The organism is Enterobacter cloacae complex sp. 394I7, from assembly GCF_057320345.1.
Genome location: NZ_JBXWCR010000001.1, coordinates 421,211 through 441,052, shown reverse-complemented (window position 1 = coordinate 441,052; position 19,842 = coordinate 421,211). Strand labels below are relative to the sequence as shown.

Sequence of the window (19,842 nt, the reverse complement as noted above, 5' to 3'; positions counted from 1 at the left end):
ATTGCAGGCGATATCAAACCCGCAACCTCAGGCTAAGAAGGTTATTTGCAGTCTGCTGACGCGCCTTCTTTCACCCATACATCGCTGTTACCTGGTTTATCACCACGGGTCCACCATTTCGCACGGTAGACATACCCCTGGTAGGTGGTCGTATCGCCACCGTTGTAAACCACATCTGAACGCCAGTTCATTTTCACCTGGCTGACCAGCTCCCACGCATCCGCGTCAAAGCCAGGTTTATTGCCCTGTGTCCAGTACTTCGCTTTCCACACCAGGTTGTCGGCGCTCACGGTGTCACCACTGTTGTAGATTTTGCTCGCACTCCAGGCCGGGTACTGGCTGGCATTGGCATCAACAGGTGCATCACAACTGCCGGTGGCAGAGCCTTCATCAGAAGGTGGCGTGACCTCATCGGCAGGTGGTGTCACCTCGTCAGATGGCGGCGTGACCTCATCGGCTGGTGGTGTTACCTCGTCAGATGGCGGCGTGACCTCATCGGCTGCTTTTGGCGTGACAATAACCTGCACGTTCGATTGAACGCTGGTTTTACCGTCGCTGACCACCACGCTCAGGGTGTAGGTGGAATCGGAAGCGACAGCCGGTGCGGTGATATTCACGTTCGCGGTGTCAGTACCGGTTGCGTTCATGTCCGCCGGCACGCTCCAGGCATAGGTCAGCGCGTCACCATCCGGATCGGCCGCCTGCGCATGCAGGGCATAGGTTTCACCCGCCTGCAGCGTGATGCTTTCCATCGGGTTGACCACCGGTGCCTGGTTCGCTTTAGGTGCTTTGTTCACGACCTGAACATCAATGGCGTTCGTCAGGCCTTTCGCATCTTTCACCGTCAGGCGGAAGGAGAGCGTCTGGTTCTGAGTCACTGCCGCCGCGCCGAAGGAGGCTTTGGCTTTCGTGCTGTTGGTAAGGGTCACGGCTGGACCGGAAATCTGGGTCCACTTATAGGTAATGGCGTCGCCGTCCGGATCGCCAGACGCAGAGCCATCGAGGGTGACGGTAACAGGCCCGGTCACGGTCTGATCGGCAGCCGCAGCGATCGGCGCATGGTTGGTGACAACGGGATCAACCGGCGTTGAACCGCCGCCCAACAGGCTTTCGTTCATCGCATTAAGGATGTCGCCATTGTCCGAGTCGATGGACCAGGAGAACAGACCGCCCAGATTTTTCGCCAGCACATACTTACCTTTTGCCGTGGTAGAACGCGCGTCTTCATAGGTAATCAGATCGCCGGTGGCTTTATTGAACAGATACGGCGCTTCTGCCGCGGCATCGTATTTGTATTCCCAGCCTGGCTTGCCTTTGTACTCGTTCGCAATCTGACGGTAGTCAACCACGCCCGGTTCCCAGGTGCCTTTGACCGCGCCCGTTGCCGTACCGGTGAACGGATTGTCGCCGGTGTAGCCATGAACGCCGGTCCAGCCGCGACCGTACATGCCCGCCCCCACAACAATCTTGCCCGGCTGCACGCCCTGTTCCAGCAGCGCGTTCACGCCGTTTTCAGTGGTGTAGTTGGTATCCGGTTTCCACTCCGCGCCGTGCAACGCCGCCTGGTGGCCGAGATCAGTGTTGCTCCAGCCGCCGTAGAAGTCGTAGCTCATCAGGAAGATGTGGTCGAGATACTGCTGCGCCGTGGTGTAATCCACGTCTTCAATTTTGTCTTTACCGGAACCAATGGCGGTGGTCAGCTCGTACGTACGGCCCGTTTCTGCTGACAGCTCGTTCAGCATCGCGCGCAGATCGTGCATCACCGCGGTATAGGTGGCTTTGTCCTGAGCAGGGTTGCCAAGATTTTCCGACACACCACCACCACCCGGGAATTCCCAGTCAATATCGACCCCGTCGAAGAATTTCCAGGTTTTCAGGAACTCTTTCACGGAAGAGACGAAGCGCGCGCGGATCGCTGAATCATGCATCTGGAAGAACGGATCGGACATCGTCCAGCCGCCAATGGAAGGCAGCACTTTCAGATCCGGATGGGCTTTTTTCAGCGCCATCAACTGACCAAAGTTACCTTTGTAGGGGTCGTCCCAGTTGGTCACGCCGGCCTGCGGTTTTTGCAATGCCGCCCACGGATCGTGAATGGCCACGGTGTAATCCTGACGGCCCGCACAGGCGCGCTGCAGCGCGGCGAAGCTGTTGCCGTTCTCAACCGTTTTTAACCCGTCGTTGATGCCATCGCCGCCACAGATCGGAATGAAACCGTACAAAATGTGGTTCAGGTTCGCCGCAGGGATTTTATCCACCGGGAACTCACGCCCATAGACGCCCCACTCAGGGAAATAGGCACCCACCACTTTGTCCGTATGTTGAGAGAAAGTTTTGTTATTTTCCTTCAGGGTGGTGTTCAGCGGCAGCAGATGGCTCCCGTCCGTGTCCGCCACGATGATCAGTTTGCTGGCACTTTTAGAACACCCGCTGGCGTTACAGAGTTCAACCTGCTCCTGATAGCGTCCGCCCTTTTTCACTTTGAAGGTGGCTGACCCGGAGGCGCTTGCGGCGCCACTCCACACGGCCTGACCATCCAGAAGCACTTTCGCCGAGGTTGGCGCATCGCCGCTCCAGACGTTCCACTCAACTTTCACATCCGCGCCATCATGGACTTTCACAAGGCTGTTATAGTCTTGCGCTGCCTGGTCAACTTCAACAATCGCAAACTTATCATTGCCACTGCTGAGGGTTGGCGTACCTGGCGCCGCCGCGAAGGCAGAGCTGGACGCCGCTGCAACGAAAAGCGCCAGATATTTAGGCTTCATAAATTTCATTTTTATTTCCTGATAAATTTATTTGTAAACGTTAATGACCCATGTCTTCCTTTAAAACATGGAATAGTTTTTTACAGACTTTGAATTTCAACTTAAGCAATAATCGTTAACCGCTATTTCTGTGGCGCGCTGTATTCCTCCATTAAAAGATACAAGCTCGAATTCTGTGAAGCTTATGTCTTTAACGATACGCTGAATAAATACTGTATTCCTTTCATTCCCCAATCGAAAAAATCACTAAAAAAACTTGACCGGTGTATTCAGAATGTGGAACAGGCAACCTGATAAACAAAAACCGTCATGCCGGCAAAAGCTAAATAAGGACCGAAAGAAATAATGCGGTTATTTTTATTCGCATGTCTTGTCGCGAAATATCCGACAATACCGCTTAACGCGGCAATCAATTCCAGGGTGGGCAGTGCCTGCCAGCCGCACCAGGCGCCTAACGCCGCCAGAAGTTTAAAATCGCCATAGCCTAATCCTTCTCGTCCGGTAAGCAGACGAAATGCCCAGTAGAGAGACCAGAGCGAAAGGTAGCCAGCCACCGCCCCCACCAGCGCATCCTTAAGCGGCAGCGTGTGGTCAACGAGGTGTAACAACAGTCCTGCCCACAGCAACGGCTGGGTCAGACAGTCAGGGAGCAACTGATGCTGCCAGTCAATCATCGCCAGCGGCAGCAGAAACGCGGCCAGCAACCACAGTGAGAACAACGCCGGTTCGCCCGGAATGCACAAGGCGGTGAGGCCAAAAAAGAGCGCGGTGACGAGTTCGAGCATCAATAAGCGCAGCGGGATGGCCGTGCCGCACTGCCTGCAGCGCCCGCGCAATACTAGCCAGCTGACCAGCGGGATATTCTCCCAGGCCGCAAGATCATGCTGGCACACCGGGCAGTGAGAGGCCGGAAACAGCAAGTTGCCCGCGCCTTCCTCCTCCATCACCATGCCCGGCACGCGCTCGGCGACAACGCCCAGAAAACTGCCCACCATGCTGCCCAGGATCGCACTCATCACCGGGAACCCCACCGGGTAGATTTCCCGCATCAGCGCAACGGTGTTCATGCGGTTTTGCGCCAGGTGAGCTGCACTTCTGCTTTCACATCACTGAGGTGATCGACCGGTGTAAGGTTCATTTTTTGCAGCCTGACGCCGGAGGTCTGGTTGATTTCCCGCAGCCAGTTTTTTAATTCATACACGTTTACGCGGTTCACCACGAACGATAAGGTTTGCCCGTCCTGACGCACCTCCGTCAGGGAAAGGTTAATTTCATGAGCGCTATTCTCCACCACCGTGCGCGGGTTATCCGTTTTAATGATCATCACCGGAAGGTGGTGTTTATCTATTTCTCTGCGCATCCAGTTCAGCGTCTCTTTTTGTCGGGTCAGCGTTGATTTGCTATTTTGAATCATATTATCCAGTGGCATCATGCCCGCGTAATAAACAGCCGCGGCCAGGAGGGCAACGGCACCGGTTTTTAAAATATATTTCTCCCGGATGCTGTATTGTTGATAACGCGACGTAAGCTTCGTGATTCGCTCTTTCATTTATATTTCCCTGCGATCATGGCGGTATAAGGTGCAGTGGTAGAAACAGGCTGTAGGGTGAAATCAAAATGCTCCCCTGTTTTCTCCACAAACGACTGCAGTGCGGCCTGGCTTTGCGCACTGACGCTCAGGGTCAGCGCATTTTGTTGCGCATCGTACTCAAGCAGGGAGATCTCAAGTGCGGGTACGGCCTGCCTGGCTTGCTCAAGATCATCCAGCTGCAGGAATACCCCTTTGTGCTGCTTTTTCATGTTTTGACCAAAGTGGTATTTGATATTGGTCTGCTGGCGCATGCTGGGAAAATGGTGCTGATAAACCTGAACGATCTCCTGCTGAACCCGATTTTCCTGTTGTACCAGCATCCAGGCCATCGCGATCCGCGGACCCAGCAACAGCCCGAGAGACAGCAGGCCCGCCGCCGCCATCGCGATTTTTATTCCTTTAGACGCGCTGCCTTTCCCTGCCTTCGGGCTGAATTCACCGTGCAGGAGGGTGACCCGACAGGATTGCCACTGGGGCTGGATCAACACCAGCGGATGCTGCCACGGGTGCAGAAGATCCACCCCAACACCGGCTGGCGGTTCGCCGTAACAGCACACGTCACCGTCTGGTTTTTTTTGCATCAGCAGCGGCAGCAGGCTGGCCTCCATTTCGCTGGCGACATGGGGCGACAGGCGCAGCCAGTAGCGGTCATCCAGGGCAACCAGCGTGCTTCCTCCTGCCGTCACCGGCAGCAGCCAGGCATCCGGCAGCACCTGAATCACCTTCAAACCGGCCTCCTGGCAACGGGCTAACCACCCGCGCAGAAGATCGGTATCAATCGCCACCGCGTCAACGTCGGCCCCCTTTTTGTGAAGCACCGTCCAGTGAAGGTTGTCCACCTCGCCAATGAGCGTCTCTTCCGCCAGCCACGAGAACGCCGCCGTCTGAGAGGCAACTTTTTTCGGCAACGTAAAATGGCGGAAGATCATGTTGCCCGCGGGCAACAGTAAACAGACCCGGGCCGCGAGAGGATGGTCTGCCAGCGCGTCAAGGCGCTCCACAACGTCAACCTGCTGGCTGCCGGAAGCACACCACATTATTTTCCCGCCCTCACGGCTGTCGGGACGAACAAAAAGTACCTGTTTCATAGCCATCTGCTTTTCTTATTCAATCATTCGGTAACGACGTTGCCACGTCACGATCTCACCGGCTTCGTTATTGACCTGAAGCTGGCTTACCACGCGAAGCGTTAGCGCATCGGTGTTGCCGGTATAGTTAACGCGGAAGTACCGGCTTTGGGTGGAGAGTTGTCCAGCCACCTGCGGAAGGTCGTCTTTCACCTGCGGGAAGGCCTGCTCCAGCGCGTTGCTGAAGGTTTCCATATTTTCCCAGCCGGTTTCAGGTCGCGATTCAATCAGGCGAACGGCATCGTCTTGCGTTATTTTTCCGGGGAACATGGCGGCCAGTAAGGCGGCCTGTTCCGGTTTCAGGGTGTTCACATCCACCTTGCTGGCGGTATCCGGTAAGGCACACAGCAGCGTGCTCACCTTCCGGTATGCCGTTGCCGGAAATGCCGGCAGCAGCGTGATCTCAGCGATCGTGCGCATCATCTGGTTTGCGGGCTGCCGGGGGGGCACCACGCCCGCCCAGGCATCGCCCTCCGCCCCCTTGCTGGCCGTGGTGGTATCGCCATCCAGATAGTCCACCAGCTGCGAGTAAACCTCGTGCGCCGTGGACTGGCTGAGGCCACTCCCGGTCAGGAGTTGCTCAACAATCTGCTCTTTCCGCGGTTTTTCCGGCACCGCGGGCGCATTTTGCCCCTGCGCGATGTCATCGGCCGCCAGCAGGTTATTCACGTTGAAGCAGTCCTGGGCGTCTTCCACCTGACTGACCACCGTGTAATCGTCACCCCGGGTCTCCAGCGGCTGATGCCAGTCACCCTGCAGGGTAAGGGCTTTACTCTCACCGCTGGCGTCGCTCTGCAGACGATCTTTGACCACCTTCTCCTGAGCCTGCATGGCCCAGCGCAGCTGCTGCTGACTCACCTGGTAATGGGTTTTCTGCAGATTGCGGCAGAACTGCTGGCTGATTCTGGCAGCCAGCGCCGACATCATGACCAGCAGGATCAGTACCACCAGCAGCGCGACGCCTTTCTGTTTACGTAAAGCCTTCATGATGTCGCTTCCGCTGCAGGTGGCGCGGCAGGTGCGTCTGCGGGCGCTGGCGCGGCGGCCTCGGGGATATCGCCCGGCGTTGTAAACACCCAGCGCCAGGTTTCCCCGTTTTCCATCGTCAGCGTCAGCTCGACGCCATCCGGCAGATGTGCCGGGTCGTTCCAGCTTTTTTGCCAGCCCTGACGGTAAAAACGCCACTGCAGGGATTTCACCTCGCCGACAATCGGCACCGCATCGGGTCTGGCATCCGCCGGGCTGTCAATCACCGGCCAGACATCCCGGTACAGTCGCCCCTCTTCCAGCCGCCAGCGCACGCGCTCCAGCTGTACGGTTCCGCTCACGCCGTTCAGCGTGGTCAGCTCAAGGCCGTCATCCCCCTGACGAAATGTATCCGGCTCGTTGCGCGGCGCACGCGCCTGAAGCTGATAGAAATCGCGCTCCATCAGGCTCCAGGCACGCTGCAGCTGATTGAGCTTTGCCGCGCTGGCCTCCGTCGTCGAACTGGTGCGCATCGCCCCGTCGAGGATTTGCCAGGCCAGGGTGCTGATCACCGCAAAAATGGTCAGCGCAATCATGATCTCCAGCAGGGTAAATCCCCGCTGGCGTCGGATTTTCTTCACGGTTCCTCTCCCGGCGCGATGACCTGCAGTGAAATAACCGGCTGGCTTTCATCGCCTTCGGCATAGACGCGGATGGCATTCGCCCAGCCGTTAGCCGCGGTTTTTACGCGCTGCTTTCGCCAGGCCCAGCTGCGCCCGCCCATGACCTCTGCCCCCTGCGCTTCAGCGTCAGGAAAATCACGTCTGTTGAGCTGCGCCTCCGCCAGTTGATTTTCGGCGACCCAGCTGGCCTGCAATGTATCGGCCAGCCCGTGGGTGAAACGCACGTTCAGGGAGACCGAGTTCATCAGCGCCAGTGCGGCGGTGGAGAAGATGACCAGCGCGACCATCACCTCCAGCAGCGTCATCCCCTTTTGCTTTCTCTTGCCGTTAGCCATCGTTTTCTACCGTTACAGGGGCCGCGCCTTGCGACACCACGCGGAAATGGTGCGCGTTGTCGCGGCTTTGCAGCGCCAGCGTAAAGCGGCTGATTTCACCGTCCGGCAGAAATAACACCTGCGGTTCGGATGTCACCGTGGCGGCGAGACGCTGCGGCGTGAGCGAGACGTGCATCTCCGGCGGGAAATCACCCCGGGTCGTTATCCGCCCCGCGGATAACGACACCCAGTGACGTTCACCGTTTTTATCCTCGAGCGTCACCAGCCGGTATTTATCCGCGGTCATAACCAACCCCACGATATTTCCGTCCATCACCGCCCGGTCTGAACCATAATCAACGAGGGCTTTTAATTGCTGACCAAATATATCCGCACCGCTGCGTGAGGGTATTGTTGAAACCACCATCATGGCGCAGCTGGCAAATATCACCAGCGCCAGAATAATTTCCAGCAACGTAAAGCCGCGTTGACGTTTCATTATTTCTCTTTCTTATCCAGAGACCAGTTTGTAATATCATCGGCGGTATTGGCTTCGCCATCCGGACCTGCGGAGAAAACGTCTACGGCACCGTGTTCACCCGGGCTGACCAGAATATAATCCCCGCCCCACGGGTCCTGCGGCAGGCGGCGGATATAACCGTCCGCACGGTAGCCGTTGGGAATGGGCGCAATCTCTGGCTTCGTGACCAGCGCCTGCAAGCCCTGCTCGGTGGTGGGATAGCGGTGATTATCCAGCTTATACATATCCAGCGAGCCTTCGAGCGCGACGATATCGCTGGTCGCTTTTTGGGTATCCGCTTTTTCTTTATTACCCATTAAATTGGGTACCACCATACTCGCGAGTACGCCGAGAATAACAATAACCACCATTAATTCGAGCAAGGTGAAGCCCGCCTGGCGAGCCAGGTGTTTACGTTTTATAGCCATGATTTAACCTACCATATTATTAAGTTGCAGAAGCGGTTGTAATATTGACAGGACGATGAATAAAACAATCGTCGCCATAGATACCACCAGTGCCGGTTCAAATACCGACAACGTTAACGTAATACGATGCTGTAATGCCGATTCCTGGTTTTCCGCCGCGCGGTCCATTAAATGGCCTAATTCCCCACTCTCTTCCCCGGAGGCAATCATATACAGCATGGTCGGCGGGAATAATTTCGCCTGCTCCAGAGCCGCATAAAGCGATGCACCCTGGCGCACGGTATCCGCCGCCTGCTCCAGCACCTGCCGGGCATACCGGTTTTCGATCCCGTCCATCGCGATATACATCCCCTCCAGCAGCGGCACGCTACTGGCCTGCAAAATGCTCAGGGTACGGATATAGCGGGCGCTGTTGATGGCGCAGACCAGCTTTTTGACGGGCGAACCGTTCACCAGCCAGCCGTGCCAGCGAAAACGATTTTTAGCGTTTCGAAGCCAGGCCTTAAAACCCATCATCCCGCCTGCCAGGCTGCCGACGATATAGAGGCCGTAAACCTGCAGGAAATCACTCACCGCGATCAGCGTGCGGGTGGTGATCGGCAGCTGCTGTTTCATATGGGTGAACTGCTCAATCACCTGGGGCACAACCGCCACCAGCAGAATGCCGATCACCGCGATGGCCACCACGGTCAGGGTGATCGGGTAGACCATCGCCTGCGTGAGCTTGCTTTTCATCTTCTGACGCTGCTCGTTGTACTCGGCCAGCTTTTCCAGCACGTCGCCCAGATGGCCGGTCTTTTCACCGGCCATTACCAGCGTGCAGTAGAGCTTGTCGAAGCTGCGCGGAAACTGGCTGAAAGCGTCAAACAGCGTATGCCCTTCCACCACCTTCTCGCGGATGTCCACTACCATCGCCGCGAGCTTTTTGTCCTCCGTCTGTTTCGCGATTGCCTTCAGCGCGCTCTCTAGCGGCAGCGCAGCGTTGACGAGCGTCGACAACTGACGGGTAAACATCGACAGCACCGGCGTGGAGAGTTTTGCCCCGGCGTTCGCATTACCGGCAGCCGCAAACTCACGGGTTTCGTTGATACTGACGGGCATCAGCTTTTGCTCGCGCAACATCTGGCGAACCTGCTTTTGCCCCTCAGCCTGCAACGTGCCACGCCGGGTTTTGCCCGCGGTATCCCTCGCCGTCCAGGCGTAGAAGGCCATTAGGCATCTCCTCCGCGCTCGGCGGTGACGCGCATCACCTCTTCCAGCGAAGTGACGCCGCCGATCACCTTCAGCAGCCCGTTCTCACGCAGGCTGTAGGCCTGCTTAAAAAGTTCGGTTTCGATGGCCATTTCGTCTTTATCTTCATGAATGGCGCGGCGCAGGGTGCTGTCGACCACCAGAAACTCATGAATACCGGCGCGCCCCTGATAGCCGCTCTGGCGGCAGTGTTCGCACCCCACCGCGCGATAGATCGCGTGTGGCGGCTGGTCCATAAAGCTGAACAGCGCCTTTTCATTGTCATCCAGCGGACTGGTGGTACGGCAGTGCGGACACAGCCGACGCACCAGACGCTGGGCAATGACCCCCAGTAACGATGAACCGATTAAAAATGACTCCAGCCCCATATCCCGCAGGCGGGTTATCGCCCCGGCGGCGCTGTTGGTGTGCAGCGTAGACATGACCAGGTGACCGGTGAGCGACGCCTGCACCGCAATTTGTGCCGTCTCGGCGTCACGGATTTCGCCGATCATCACCACGTCCGGGTCCTGGCGCAGAATCGCGCGCAGCCCGCGGGCAAAGGTCATGTCCACGCGCGGGTTAACCTGCGTCTGCCCCACCCCTTCCAGCTCGTATTCAATGGGATCTTCTACGGTCAGGATGTTGCGCTCATGGCCGTTCAGCGCCGACAGAATCGCGTACAGGGTGGTACTTTTACCGGAACCCGTTGGCCCGGTGACCAGGATAATGCCGTGCGGGCGGTCAATCAGCCCTTGTAACTTCTCCCGTTCTTCATCAATCAGCCCAAGCTTGTTGATATCAGGCTTGAGATTGCTTTTATCGAGCAGACGCATGACCACGCGTTCACCATACTGGGACGGAATGGTCGATACGCGCACGTCGACCGCCTTACGGCCAATGCGCAGGGAAATACGGCCATCCTGCGGCAGACGTTTCTCCGCGATATCCAGCCGGGACATCACCTTGATACGCGAAACCAGCAGCGTCGCGAGCTTACGCGCGGGCTGCAACACCGGACGCAGCACGCCGTCGACGCGAAAGCGAATGCTCAGCGTACGCTCGAAGGTTTCAATATGAATATCCGACGCGCCCTCTTTTACCGCCTCGCCGAGAATGGCGTTGATCAGGCGGATCACCGGCGAGTTTTCATCGTTATCGAGCAGATCTTCGTTGTCCGGGATCTCCTCGGTTAACGCCATCAGATCGATATCGGCGTCCATATCGTCCACCAGTTGCTGGGACACCCCACTGCTCTGCTGCCAGATCCTGGCCAGCATTTCATCGAAGGCTTCCGCCGTCAGGGTGACCGGGACAAACGCGCGTCCCAGCACCCGACGCACTTCCAGCAGCGCGAGTGCCGGGGTGTCATCACGGATATAGACCGCATCGTGATAAAATAAAACGCCGTTATCTTTTGCGTAGCCGCTGCTACACAGGGTTTTGCTCAGTTCGTCCACGTGATACCTCCGCCTTACTCTTTAAACGGATTGCGCGACGCGCTGGATTTCATCGATGCAGCACTCGCAGCAGGGAACGCGGGTAACACGGCGTTATCCGCCGGTTCAATGATCCCGAGCTTTTTCTCCTCAACGCGCTGCTGCTGGCGGGCGCGGATCTGGTCATATTTCTCTTTCGACGCCGCGCTGTAGTTGTCGTCGTCACGCAGCACGGTGGTATGAATAAAGACCATCAGGTTGCGTTTGGACGCGTCCTGCGAGGTGTAGCGGAAAAGCTGCCCGACCAGCGGAATATCCCCCAGCAGCGGCACTTTGGAGACCGACTGCTTAGTGACATTCTCCATCAGGCCGCCGAGCACCACCGTTTGCCCGCTGTGCACCATCACTTCGTTATTGATGGTTCGGGTATTAAAGGTTGGGCCAAGGCTGGCGTCTTCCGTTGCGCTGTTGTCGACGCTTGAGACTTCCTGCTCAATCTTCAGGTGGATCATGTCGCCGTCGTTGATTTGCGGCACAATTTTCAGTTTGGTCCCCACCGTCTTGCGCTCTACGGAGTTAAAGACATTATCGCCACTGGTGGTCTGCGAACCGGAAAGCACCGGCACGTCCTGACCGACATTAAATGACGCCTCTTTGTTATCCAGCGTGACCACGCTTGGCGTGGAAAGGATGTCGTTTTTGCCGTCGGTTGAGAGCGCGGTCATCAGCGCACCGAAATCACCGTTAAAGAAGCCGGTCGCCAGGCCAGTAAAGCTGGCGCCCTTGATGGTGCCATTTTTTATCTGACTAATGGGCAGGCCGGTGGAGCCGAACTGGACGCCACCGTGCTTGCCGGTCCACTGCACGCCGAGATCCAGACCGTTGCCGTCCTGCACTTCAGCAATGATGGCTTCCACCAGCACCTGCGGACGGCGGATGTCGAGCTTGTCGATCACCTTCTCAAGGGAGTTCATCACGTTAGGCTGCGCGGTGATCACCAGTGAGTTGGTTGACTCGTCGGCGGTAATATTCAGATCGGTTGCCGCGATGGCGGTTTTCGCCTTCGCGGTGCCGGCTTTGTCTTTCAGCTGTTCGCCAATACCGGTGAGCACCGGAACCACTTTGGTGGCGCTGGCGTATTTGAGATAGAAGACGCGGGTATTCCCCTCGTTGTTCTGCTCGCGATCTAACTCATGGATCAGGCTGCGGGTACGCGTGCGCGCATCCTCCGAACCGCTGATCACCAGGCTGTTGGTTTCGTCATCTGCCACCACTTTGGTGGCCAACTGCGGCGCGTTCTGCCCTTTCTGCTCTTCGTTGTTGAGATTATTCAACATGTCGGAGAGCGCTTTGGCGGAAGCAAAGCGCAGAGGGACGATTTCGCGACGCTGAACACCGTCTTTATCCACGCGCTGGACCAGATCCACCAGCCGGTTCACCACGGACGCTTTACCGGTTAACAGCAGCACGTTGGAAGGCTCGAAGTGCACCACGTTGCCGATGCCGGTAGCATCGTTCAGTTGACGCAACAGCGGCGCGAGTTCACGCACCGGCACGTTTTCCATGCGCACGACACGGGTAATAATCTCATCGCCTTTGCCCGGGTTTGTGCTGTCCGCCAGCGGCGCACCGGCGGTGCGGGCCACGCTTGAGCGCACCACTTTAACCATGCCGTTATCCATCGGGATCACCGAGAGACCGTAGAGATCCAGCACGCTCAGGAAGAACTGGTAATACTCATCCTCCGTCAGCACGTTGTAGGTTCTGACGGATACGGAGCCCTGAACCGACGGGTCGACGAGAATGGTTTTGTTAAGGTTGCGGCCTACCGTATCGATAAACTCGCGGATATCGGTATTTTTAAAACTCGCGCTAAAGTTGGCTGCGAGCAGCGAACCCGAATATAACGACAATGCGGTCAGCGCCACGCACGCCCATGGAAATTTCTTCATGTCTGTACACTTATTAATTGTTAAGAACATTGACCCGAATATTTTCAAGGTGAGCGTGACGTCTGACGACAACCTCCGCTTCTTTCATTTTTGACCATTCAGCAATAATATTTTTTGCCTTGACTTCATCGGTCATATCGACAGCATTCACTTCGACTGCCACATCCCCTTTTTTCAGTCCTGAATGGCTATAAAAGGAAGAGGCATTCCGGGGATTAATGGCATAGCCTTCCAGTTGGCCTTTTTCGACAACCGGTTTTAATACCAGATAATCATTCAGATGCAGCGTGTCTGCGCCTGCATCTTTTGTCGATTTGGTTACCGGGCCGCTATCAACGCCGCCCTTGAAATAATCCGGTTTCTTTAAGGCCAGCGTCTGCGTGATGCCTTCATAATTCACGACGACACTGTCTTTGTTAATTTCCTGAATAAAGGCATCGTTAAAACCGGTCAGCGGCTCCCCTTCGCGGTAGCTCTTCTGGCCCGCGGGCGTTTTAATAACAGCGAAGGAAAGCCAGGGGTCATCACTGCGCACAATGCCTTCTATTTCCGCCGCCAGCGGGGCTTTTAGCGCAGCCGGCCCAGTGTCCTGACGTGTTGCCGCCGTGAAAAGCGTGAATGTTTTCTCTTCGCGGCGGTTTTTCAGCGGCTGCGCATCGGCGTTAGCCAACCTATTCGTAACCTTTTTATAATCTTTAAACGTGAAATACCCTTGCTGGCCGCTGAAAATTAACAGCGCCAACATCATGCAAGGGGTTATCCACCGTGACAGAAATGAGAACCTCATTTTTCATCTGGCCTTTAACAAAGCGAAAATAAGCAGCATCACGCTGCGACAAAACGTGTGAAGAGAGTAATGAGATGCGGTGAATACGACCATCGACTTCGCCACCAACTTTAATAAAGAAAATTATTGACCGTCTAAAATCGAGGTGTTAGGACATTTCTGCCGGATATTTTTACCCAGTTGAAAAATTGATCGCCCCGTCTCCTTACCGTAATTTCACGACCTGTTGCTATTCCTAATCAGAGACGGTAAGTCGTTATGTATCAGAGCCACTTTACTTTTAAAACCCCGCCCTTCAGGAAGGTCACCCGCTTATCCGGTGATTTTCTGGTGCCTTATCATCAGGACGTCTTTAACCTGCTGAAAGAGAAAACCCAACAGGCGGGAATATGCGGGCTCTTTAGCGACGATACTTCGCTGTTGGGCCAGTTCAGCGATGCGCTAAAAAACAGCGACAACCGCGTTTTTGCCATCAACGCGTTTCCAAAACTGAGCGCCAGTAGCCTGCTGTACAAGCTCAGCCCGGACACGAAAGCAATCGCCAGCCGTATTCAGGCGGTCGATACCGTGCTGCAGCAGTGGCAAGCCGGGAAAACACAGGCCACCGTGCTGGTCATTTCCCATACTGAAGCCATGAAAGAGACCTGCCGGACGGTGCTGGGGATGTTGCTCACCCGTGCGCAGGAGCTGGGGTGTCATTTATCGGTGGTGCTGACGGGCGCGGAAAATCAGGCGGCGCTGCTACAGCAATCTGATCTGCGTGAATATGTGCATACCCACCACACCTTGCGCCCCCTGACCTGCCGTGAATATCTCAGCTACGTGCAGGCGCAGTGCGAAGAGCACGGGGGCGAAAGCTCGCCGTTATCCCCGGCGCGCGTGCGTAAGATGCACGCAATGACAAAAGGGAAAATCAGTGAACTGAATGCGCTGGCGCACCTGTCGATGCTCGCGGCCTGGACCGAACGCGCAAGCCAGGTCAGTCCGCGACATTTACGCCTGGCGGCTGCAGAGGTGCTTCCCGCGAAAAAACAGGGTAAGCGTCTGGCAACGGTTTCACTGTTTGCTTCTGTGCTGTTCGCGGCTTGCGGCTGGTATTTTACCGCCTCAATGACTGCTCGCCTCCCGGTTTCTCTGCCGGTCCCGATAAGCTGGAAACACCCGGCCGCCCCCGTTCAGGCCCCCGTCGTGCCGGTTATCGACAAGGAAATAGTCAATCAGCCGGACGCGATGCATCAGCTTTATCTGATGTGGGGGTATGACGCCTCGGCGGACGATGCGCTGTGTCAAAACGCGGTGAAGGTAAACCTGATGTGTAAGCAGGGAAATGCCTCTCCGGATGCGCTGGCAGGCGAAGGTTATCCGTGGGTGAGCGAGCTCAAAACCGGCAATCATCTTAACTATGCGGTGGTCGCCCGCGTCGGAGAAACCTCGATGGACCTGCTGATGAATAACCGGACCTGGCAGGTCAGCCGCAACTGGTTTAACCGGCATGCAACCGGAAACTATACGCAACTGCACCGCCTGACGCCGGAAGGTAAAGACGCCATCAGCGCAACCAGTGACGGCAAAGAGATGATCTGGCTTGATCAGCAGCTGAGCCAGGCCCTTTCTCAGCCTGAAACCCACGCTCAGCGCTGGACTGCGGAGATGATGAAACGCACCCGCGCGTTCCAGCAAAAAATGCATCTGCATGTGGACGGTATTCCCGGCGAAGAGACATTGATGCAGTTAATGCGGGAAACCAACACCACGCCGAGCGTATTGATCCAGGCTTCGCATGCAATACCGGATGCGAAAATGCAGGAGAAGCATTCCTGATGTCTACTATCAGCCTTGCGGCTCAGCGCAGTTACACCACCGGGGAAGCGGTCTGGTTTTCATATCGCCTTCCCGGACTGAGAAACGTTTTTGCCCACACCGTTTTAGGACTCCTGGGTCTGTGCGCCATGCTGATGGCCGGGTTGTACGCGCATGTGTATTGGGATCTGCGCCACCCTGCCCCCGCCCCCATCAACGCGAGCAGCGCCAGACCGGAAACACAGCTTTCAGATATGCATTATGTGTATGTGAGCAAACCCTTCCCGCATCCGCACCCTAAACCTGCGCCGGTGCATGAGGATATGCCTGCCCTGCAGGATCTGCCGATTAACGGCGATGATACCGACTGGCAGCAGGCGCCTGAAGGAGCGGCTCAGCACGATACCGCGCGGGATACGTTACCCGGTACCGGGGCACACACCGACGCTTCTGCACAGGCTGGCAGCGACAGTTCCTCATTAACAGAATTGTTTAAGCAGGCGTTAAAAGAACAAGAGCAGGATTATTCGCAAGGCAAAATTCCCGCGCCGCCGGTTGACGAAACGCAGGATATTTCCCGGTCCCCTTTACGTCATAAAGGAGACCGGCTGGAGTAATTAATATTTTTCAGGCAAGGATGTCAGGTTAAGGAGTCGCCCCTTTTCCACCACAATATACTGACCTTTTTTCAGGTCGGAGAGAATTTTAATAATGGTACTGCGTGCCAGGTTGGTGTATTCCTGAATATAGTCATATATGTTGATATCACGCTGATGTTGAACAATCAGTTCATTAATCTCGTATAAAAATTCGCGCACCACCGAATAGGCACTGCGGGCAACCAGCACATCGTCACGCTTGCTCAGCATACAAATATACCAGGAGAGCACTTTCGTCAGTTCCGGCCACAGATTGTTTTCAGTCATTAGCTGGGCGAAGGCCTCTTTTTTTATCGAGCGCACGACGGTATTCGACCGAATGAGGCCATACATGTGCGTGGCGCTGTAAAACATAGAACAAAGCCCAAATATACACGGCCCCTGCACGGTGAACATGCACAGTTCATCAGATTCGCGGCGGAACTCAACGTCGCCACTGACGATAATATGAATATACTGTGAATCACTGGTAGATATTTTCTGCCACTTTTTTAACGTCTTCTCTTCAAATCCTGACGTTGCAGAAATAATTGCATTGACTTCGTTTTGCGGACGTAATTTTTTACCGTAGATGCTTAACATTATTATACCCAATTTAAGATGTGAAATATAAAACTCAGGATTAAGACGTAAGGCCTCAACCCAGGAATATTTTCCTGATGAAACACTCAAGGAGAAAATAAAAGTAGAAATTGTTTACGTTAATTTGCTGCTTTACTTAGCAAGCTATGTGTCCATCTTAAATCCGGATAATTTTAAGTCAATTAACTAAAAATGAATTGAGTTTGTACTTAAGATTAATCTTACTCAAATTACGCGAAAAATACTCACGAGGGGGTATCCCGTAGGATTACCCCTGTCCGTACTTTTCCAGAAGCGCTTCAGCAATAGCCAGCGTTTCACGGTCAGCCACACCATTCCACAGCTGTGGACGGAAGTGCATTTGAAACGCGGTAATCACTCTTTTCTGCTGCTGGGCTGTGGCAGCCTCCGGCACTTCATAGCCATACCGCGCTAACAGATCGAGCAGCAGTGCGCTGTCCACTTCCTGATAGCGTGGCTGTCCATTGAGATAAAAGTTGACGCGGTCCGGATCGGGCCAGGCACCAATTCCCTGCTGCGCCAGTTCGCGCCAGGGGAACAGCGGGCCGGGATCGTCTTTACGCTGGGGAGCAATATCAGAGTGCGCGACGACGTTCTGCGGCTTAATGTCGTAGCGGGCGATAATGTCTTTGGCGAGCGGGATCAGAGCAGCAATTTGCGCCGGCTCGAACGGGGTGAAGTGTTTTACTCCCGCCGTTTTTTGCCAGCCCCGGTTTTCCAGCTCAATCCCCACGGAGGTGTCATTAATACGGTTGGTACCGCGCCAGAAGCTGATGCCGGCATGCCATGCCAGTTCACTCTCCGGCACCAGCTGCCAGATACGCGGTTTGCCCTCAGGGGAAGGCGGTTTGGCGGGGATCAGGTAGTGAGAGCTGACATTCTTGTCGGTTAACGTCGCCAGCGAGCTGTCAAAGTCATCGGCGGTATAGTGGATCACCAGCACCTTTATACGCGGGTAAGCCGCCTGGGCCTGATGGCGGGTATCCAGCTCATAGGCACCTTTATCAATAATGCCTTTTTCCGTGGCGCACCCTGCCAGCAACAGCGCCAGCAGGAGTGTGGCAAGCGAGCGCTTCATCGACGGGTTTTCACCGCCGTACCGCTTACGCTCACCATCAGCATGCTGGCATCTTTACCGACCGTTTCGTAGTCAATATCGATACCTACCACGGCATCTGCACCCAGCGCCTTGGCCTGTTCGCCAAGCTCTTTAAACGCAATTTCGCGGGCTTTGCGCAGCTCTTTCTCATACGCGCCAGAACGTCCCCCCACGATATCGCGAATGCCGGCAAAGAAGTCCCGGAAAATGTTCGCGCCCAGTATGGCTTCGCCGGTGACCACGCCGCAGTACTCGGTAATAGGTTGCCCTTCCAGGGTAGGCGTTGTTGAAAACTGCATACTTTCTCTCCTTCTTTAGCGTTCAATGCCTTAGGTACAGCATTATCGGTTCGTTACGCTATGATTGAAAGGATAGTTAATAAATAAGGAAATCAACATGCGCTATTCAGCTTTAACACTTTTCGTGCCCTGCGCGCTGGTGCTCAGCGCCTGCACCACCACGGTCACGCCAGCCTTTAAGGATATTGGTACCCGCAGCGGCCCATGCATTGAGGGCGGCCCGGATACCGTGGCGCAACAGTTCTATGATTACCGCATACAGCACCGCAGCAATGATATTACCGCCCTGCGACCGTATCTGAGTGACGGCCTGGCGAAACTGCTGAGCGACGCCACCCGCGATCCGCAGCATAACGCGCTGCTTAAATCCGATCCGTTCTCCAGCCGCGCCACGCTGCCTGACAGCGCCGAGGTCACCAGTGCTTCAACGATCCCAAACACCGATGCGCGAAACATTCCCCTGCGCGTCAAACTGACCCAGGGAACGCAGACCTGGCAGGATGAAGTGCTGATGATCCGTGAAGGCCAGTGCTGGGCGGTGGACGACGTAAGGTACGTCGGTGGCAGCGTTCACGCCCCGGCAGGCACGCTCCGCCAGTCGATTGAAAACCGCTAAGCCACCCGTTTAAAAAGCGTTAACCCCGTAAAATGTGCGGCATTTCATGCGGAATGCCGACATTTATACTCGCCGACATTGCCGTTCGCTATTTTGTGCTATGTTTAGAGGGTATTGCGGGTTATATTTAACTTTTAACGCAGAAATATTGCATAACTATTCTGTCAACGGTACTATCTGCGGCCTCAATTGCTATAGATTGCCTGGATGAGTAAAGACTGCCCCGATGAGTATTAAACTAAACGGCATTAACTGCTTCTACGGCGCACACCAGGCGCTGTTTGACATCACGCTGGACTGCCCGGAAGGCGAAACGCTGGTTTTGCTTGGCCCAAGCGGTGCAGGTAAAAGCTCCCTTCTGCGTGTCCTTAATCTGCTTGAAATGCCCCGTTCGGGTACGCTGGCTATCGCCGGTAACCATTTTGATTTCGCGAAAACACCGTCTGATAAAGCGATTCGTGAACTGCGTCAAAACGTTGGCATGGTCTTCCAGCAATACAATCTCTGGCCGCATCTGACCGTACTGCAAAACCTGATCGAAGCCCCGTGCCGCGTGCTGGGCTTAAGTAAAGATCAGGCGATCGCGCGTGCGGATAAGCTGCTGGAGCGTCTGCGCCTTAAGCCTTACAGCGACCGCTATCCGCTGCACCTCTCCGGTGGTCAGCAGCAACGTGTGGCGATTGCCCGTGCGCTGATGATGGAGCCTGCGGTACTGCTGTTTGATGAACCGACCGCGGCGCTGGATCCCGAAATTACCGCCCAGATCGTGAGCATCATTCGCGAGCTGGCGGAAACCCATATTACTCAGGTCATCGTAACCCATGAAGTGGAAGTGGCGCGCAAAACGGCCAGCCGCGTGGTCTACATGGAAAACGGGTATATCGTTGAGCAAGGTGATGCGAGCTGCTTCTCAAACCCGCAAACCGATGCGTTCAAAAACTATTTATCTCATTGATTGTGT

At 55.5% G+C, this 19,842-nt stretch carries 20 protein-coding genes; 4 read left to right on the top strand and 16 right to left on the bottom strand.

The annotated features are described in order from the left end of the window. Positions 1 to 41: 41 nt before the first annotated feature. The 13 genes from AC2FAP_RS02160 to gspC form a co-directional block, all read right to left on the bottom strand. Positions 42 to 2,777: a glycosyl hydrolase family 18 protein gene (locus AC2FAP_RS02160; RefSeq protein ID WP_032681347.1), complete on the bottom strand. Its 2,736-nt coding sequence runs from the start codon at positions 2,775 to 2,777 to the stop codon at positions 42 to 44. A gap of 260 nt (positions 2,778 to 3,037) precedes the next feature. Next, the gene (locus AC2FAP_RS02155; RefSeq protein WP_063156212.1) at positions 3,038 to 3,835 is read right to left on the bottom strand and encodes a prepilin peptidase; all 798 of its coding nucleotides are present in this window, start codon (positions 3,833 to 3,835) and stop codon (positions 3,038 to 3,040) included. After that, complete coding sequence (gene gspM / locus AC2FAP_RS02150; protein WP_020884851.1) at positions 3,832 to 4,317, bottom strand: type II secretion system protein GspM; 486 nt, start codon at positions 4,315 to 4,317, stop codon at positions 3,832 to 3,834. The genes AC2FAP_RS02155 and gspM overlap by 4 nt, the downstream gene beginning before the upstream one ends. Beyond that, positions 4,314 to 5,447, bottom strand: coding sequence for a type II secretion system protein GspL (gene gspL, locus AC2FAP_RS02145; protein WP_032682035.1), 1,134 nt, complete (start codon positions 5,445 to 5,447; stop codon positions 4,314 to 4,316). The genes gspM and gspL overlap by 4 nt, the downstream gene beginning before the upstream one ends. 15 nt (positions 5,448 to 5,462) lie before the next feature. Then, a complete protein-coding gene (gene gspK, locus AC2FAP_RS02140) occupies positions 5,463 to 6,473 on the bottom strand; it encodes a type II secretion system minor pseudopilin GspK (protein WP_032681350.1) in 1,011 nt (336 codons plus the stop codon). After that, the gene (gspJ, locus tag AC2FAP_RS02135; protein WP_151887561.1) at positions 6,470 to 7,093 is read right to left on the bottom strand and encodes a type II secretion system minor pseudopilin GspJ; all 624 of its coding nucleotides are present in this window, start codon (positions 7,091 to 7,093) and stop codon (positions 6,470 to 6,472) included. Before gspJ ends, gspK begins: the two co-directional genes overlap by 4 nt. Next, entirely contained in the window at positions 7,090 to 7,470 is a 381-nt protein-coding gene (gene gspI / locus AC2FAP_RS02130; RefSeq protein WP_014169336.1) for a type II secretion system minor pseudopilin GspI, read from the bottom strand. Before gspI ends, gspJ begins: the two co-directional genes overlap by 4 nt. Then, the gene (gene gspH, locus AC2FAP_RS02125) at positions 7,463 to 7,948 is read right to left on the bottom strand and encodes a type II secretion system minor pseudopilin GspH (RefSeq protein WP_014169335.1); all 486 of its coding nucleotides are present in this window, start codon (positions 7,946 to 7,948) and stop codon (positions 7,463 to 7,465) included. The genes gspI and gspH overlap by 8 nt, the downstream gene beginning before the upstream one ends. Further along, on the bottom strand, positions 7,948 to 8,397 hold the full coding sequence (gene gspG, locus AC2FAP_RS02120) for a type II secretion system major pseudopilin GspG (RefSeq protein WP_014169334.1): 450 nt from the start codon (positions 8,395 to 8,397) through the stop codon (positions 7,948 to 7,950). Before gspG ends, gspH begins: the two co-directional genes overlap by 1 nt. Before the next feature lie 3 nt (positions 8,398 to 8,400). Beyond that, positions 8,401 to 9,609: a type II secretion system inner membrane protein GspF gene (gspF, locus tag AC2FAP_RS02115; RefSeq protein ID WP_485452825.1), complete on the bottom strand. Its 1,209-nt coding sequence runs from the start codon at positions 9,607 to 9,609 to the stop codon at positions 8,401 to 8,403. Further along, positions 9,609 to 11,087 (bottom strand): type II secretion system ATPase GspE, encoded by a 1,479-nt coding sequence (gspE, locus tag AC2FAP_RS02110; protein WP_485452824.1) that lies wholly within the window; start codon positions 11,085 to 11,087, stop codon positions 9,609 to 9,611. Before gspE ends, gspF begins: the two co-directional genes overlap by 1 nt. A 14-nt stretch (positions 11,088 to 11,101) precedes the next feature. After that, positions 11,102 to 13,018 (bottom strand): type II secretion system secretin GspD, encoded by a 1,917-nt coding sequence (gspD, locus tag AC2FAP_RS02105; protein ID WP_485452823.1) that lies wholly within the window; start codon positions 13,016 to 13,018, stop codon positions 11,102 to 11,104. Between the two features lie 13 nt (positions 13,019 to 13,031). Further along, entirely contained in the window at positions 13,032 to 13,763 is a 732-nt protein-coding gene (gspC, locus tag AC2FAP_RS02100; RefSeq protein WP_458652713.1) for a type II secretion system protein GspC, read from the bottom strand. 300 nt (positions 13,764 to 14,063) lie between these two features. Here gspC and AC2FAP_RS02095 point away from each other — a divergent pair, with 300 nt between their 5' ends. Further along, positions 14,064 to 15,626 carry an ExeA family protein gene (locus AC2FAP_RS02095; protein WP_410396335.1) on the top strand — a complete coding sequence of 521 codons (1,563 nt, stop codon included), beginning with the start codon at positions 14,064 to 14,066 and terminating at the stop codon, positions 15,624 to 15,626. Further along, positions 15,626 to 16,222 (top strand): hypothetical protein, encoded by a 597-nt coding sequence (locus AC2FAP_RS02090; RefSeq protein WP_228175782.1) that lies wholly within the window; start codon positions 15,626 to 15,628, stop codon positions 16,220 to 16,222. The genes AC2FAP_RS02095 and AC2FAP_RS02090 overlap by 1 nt, the downstream gene beginning before the upstream one ends. On the opposite strand, the gene AC2FAP_RS02085 is transcribed toward AC2FAP_RS02090, so the two are convergent. The 3 genes from AC2FAP_RS02085 to AC2FAP_RS02075 form a co-directional block, all read right to left on the bottom strand. Next, positions 16,223 to 16,846, bottom strand: a complete 624-nt coding sequence (locus AC2FAP_RS02085) for a helix-turn-helix domain-containing protein (RefSeq protein WP_032677768.1) — start codon at positions 16,844 to 16,846, stop codon at positions 16,223 to 16,225. It lies immediately after the preceding gene. 268 nt (positions 16,847 to 17,114) lie between these two features. Further along, positions 17,115 to 17,945 (bottom strand): N-acetylmuramoyl-L-alanine amidase, encoded by an 831-nt coding sequence (locus AC2FAP_RS02080; RefSeq protein ID WP_228175784.1) that lies wholly within the window; start codon positions 17,943 to 17,945, stop codon positions 17,115 to 17,117. Beyond that, positions 17,942 to 18,265: a heavy metal-binding domain-containing protein gene (locus AC2FAP_RS02075; protein WP_006174327.1), complete on the bottom strand. Its 324-nt coding sequence runs from the start codon at positions 18,263 to 18,265 to the stop codon at positions 17,942 to 17,944. The genes AC2FAP_RS02080 and AC2FAP_RS02075 overlap by 4 nt, the downstream gene beginning before the upstream one ends. Positions 18,266 to 18,362: 97 nt before the next feature. On the opposite strand from AC2FAP_RS02075, the gene AC2FAP_RS02070 reads away from it, so the two are divergent. Next, positions 18,363 to 18,881: a lipoprotein gene (locus AC2FAP_RS02070; RefSeq protein ID WP_014169325.1), complete on the top strand. Its 519-nt coding sequence runs from the start codon at positions 18,363 to 18,365 to the stop codon at positions 18,879 to 18,881. 226 nt (positions 18,882 to 19,107) lie between these two features. Further along, complete coding sequence (gene artP, locus AC2FAP_RS02065) at positions 19,108 to 19,836, top strand: arginine ABC transporter ATP-binding protein ArtP (protein ID WP_014169324.1); 729 nt, start codon at positions 19,108 to 19,110, stop codon at positions 19,834 to 19,836. Positions 19,837 to 19,842 lie beyond the last annotated feature (6 nt).

What these genes read in the sequence shown, in the direction of transcription:
- AC2FAP_RS02160 (WP_032681347.1), bottom strand. Translation starts at nt 2,777, where the DNA reads ATGAAATTTATGAAGCCTAAATATCTGGCGCTTTTCGTTGCAGCGGCG.
- AC2FAP_RS02155 (WP_063156212.1), bottom strand. Translation starts at nt 3,835, where the DNA reads ATGAACACCGTTGCGCTGATGCGGGAAATCTACCCGGTGGGGTTCCCG.
- gspM (WP_020884851.1), bottom strand. Translation starts at nt 4,317, where the DNA reads ATGAAAGAGCGAATCACGAAGCTTACGTCGCGTTATCAACAATACAGC.
- gspL (WP_032682035.1), bottom strand. Translation starts at nt 5,447, where the DNA reads ATGAAACAGGTACTTTTTGTTCGTCCCGACAGCCGTGAGGGCGGGAAA.
- gspK (WP_032681350.1), bottom strand. Translation starts at nt 6,473, where the DNA reads ATGAAGGCTTTACGTAAACAGAAAGGCGTCGCGCTGCTGGTGGTACTG.
- gspI (WP_014169336.1), bottom strand. Translation starts at nt 7,470, where the DNA reads ATGGCTAACGGCAAGAGAAAGCAAAAGGGGATGACGCTGCTGGAGGTG.
- gspH (WP_014169335.1), bottom strand. Translation starts at nt 7,948, where the DNA reads ATGAAACGTCAACGCGGCTTTACGTTGCTGGAAATTATTCTGGCGCTG.
- gspG (WP_014169334.1), bottom strand. Translation starts at nt 8,397, where the DNA reads ATGGCTATAAAACGTAAACACCTGGCTCGCCAGGCGGGCTTCACCTTG.
- gspF (WP_485452825.1), bottom strand. Translation starts at nt 9,609, where the DNA reads ATGGCCTTCTACGCCTGGACGGCGAGGGATACCGCGGGCAAAACCCGG.
- gspD (WP_485452823.1), bottom strand. Translation starts at nt 13,018, where the DNA reads ATGAAGAAATTTCCATGGGCGTGCGTGGCGCTGACCGCATTGTCGTTA.
- gspC (WP_458652713.1), bottom strand. Translation starts at nt 13,763, where the DNA reads ATGTTGGCGCTGTTAATTTTCAGCGGCCAGCAAGGGTATTTCACGTTT.
- AC2FAP_RS02095 (WP_410396335.1), top strand. Translation starts at nt 14,064, where the DNA reads ATGTATCAGAGCCACTTTACTTTTAAAACCCCGCCCTTCAGGAAGGTC.
- AC2FAP_RS02090 (WP_228175782.1), top strand. Translation starts at nt 15,626, where the DNA reads ATGTCTACTATCAGCCTTGCGGCTCAGCGCAGTTACACCACCGGGGAA.
- AC2FAP_RS02085 (WP_032677768.1), bottom strand. Translation starts at nt 16,846, where the DNA reads ATGTTAAGCATCTACGGTAAAAAATTACGTCCGCAAAACGAAGTCAAT.
- AC2FAP_RS02080 (WP_228175784.1), bottom strand. Translation starts at nt 17,945, where the DNA reads ATGAAGCGCTCGCTTGCCACACTCCTGCTGGCGCTGTTGCTGGCAGGG.
- AC2FAP_RS02075 (WP_006174327.1), bottom strand. Translation starts at nt 18,265, where the DNA reads ATGCAGTTTTCAACAACGCCTACCCTGGAAGGGCAACCTATTACCGAG.
- AC2FAP_RS02070 (WP_014169325.1), top strand. Translation starts at nt 18,363, where the DNA reads ATGCGCTATTCAGCTTTAACACTTTTCGTGCCCTGCGCGCTGGTGCTC.
- artP (WP_014169324.1), top strand. Translation starts at nt 19,108, where the DNA reads ATGAGTATTAAACTAAACGGCATTAACTGCTTCTACGGCGCACACCAG.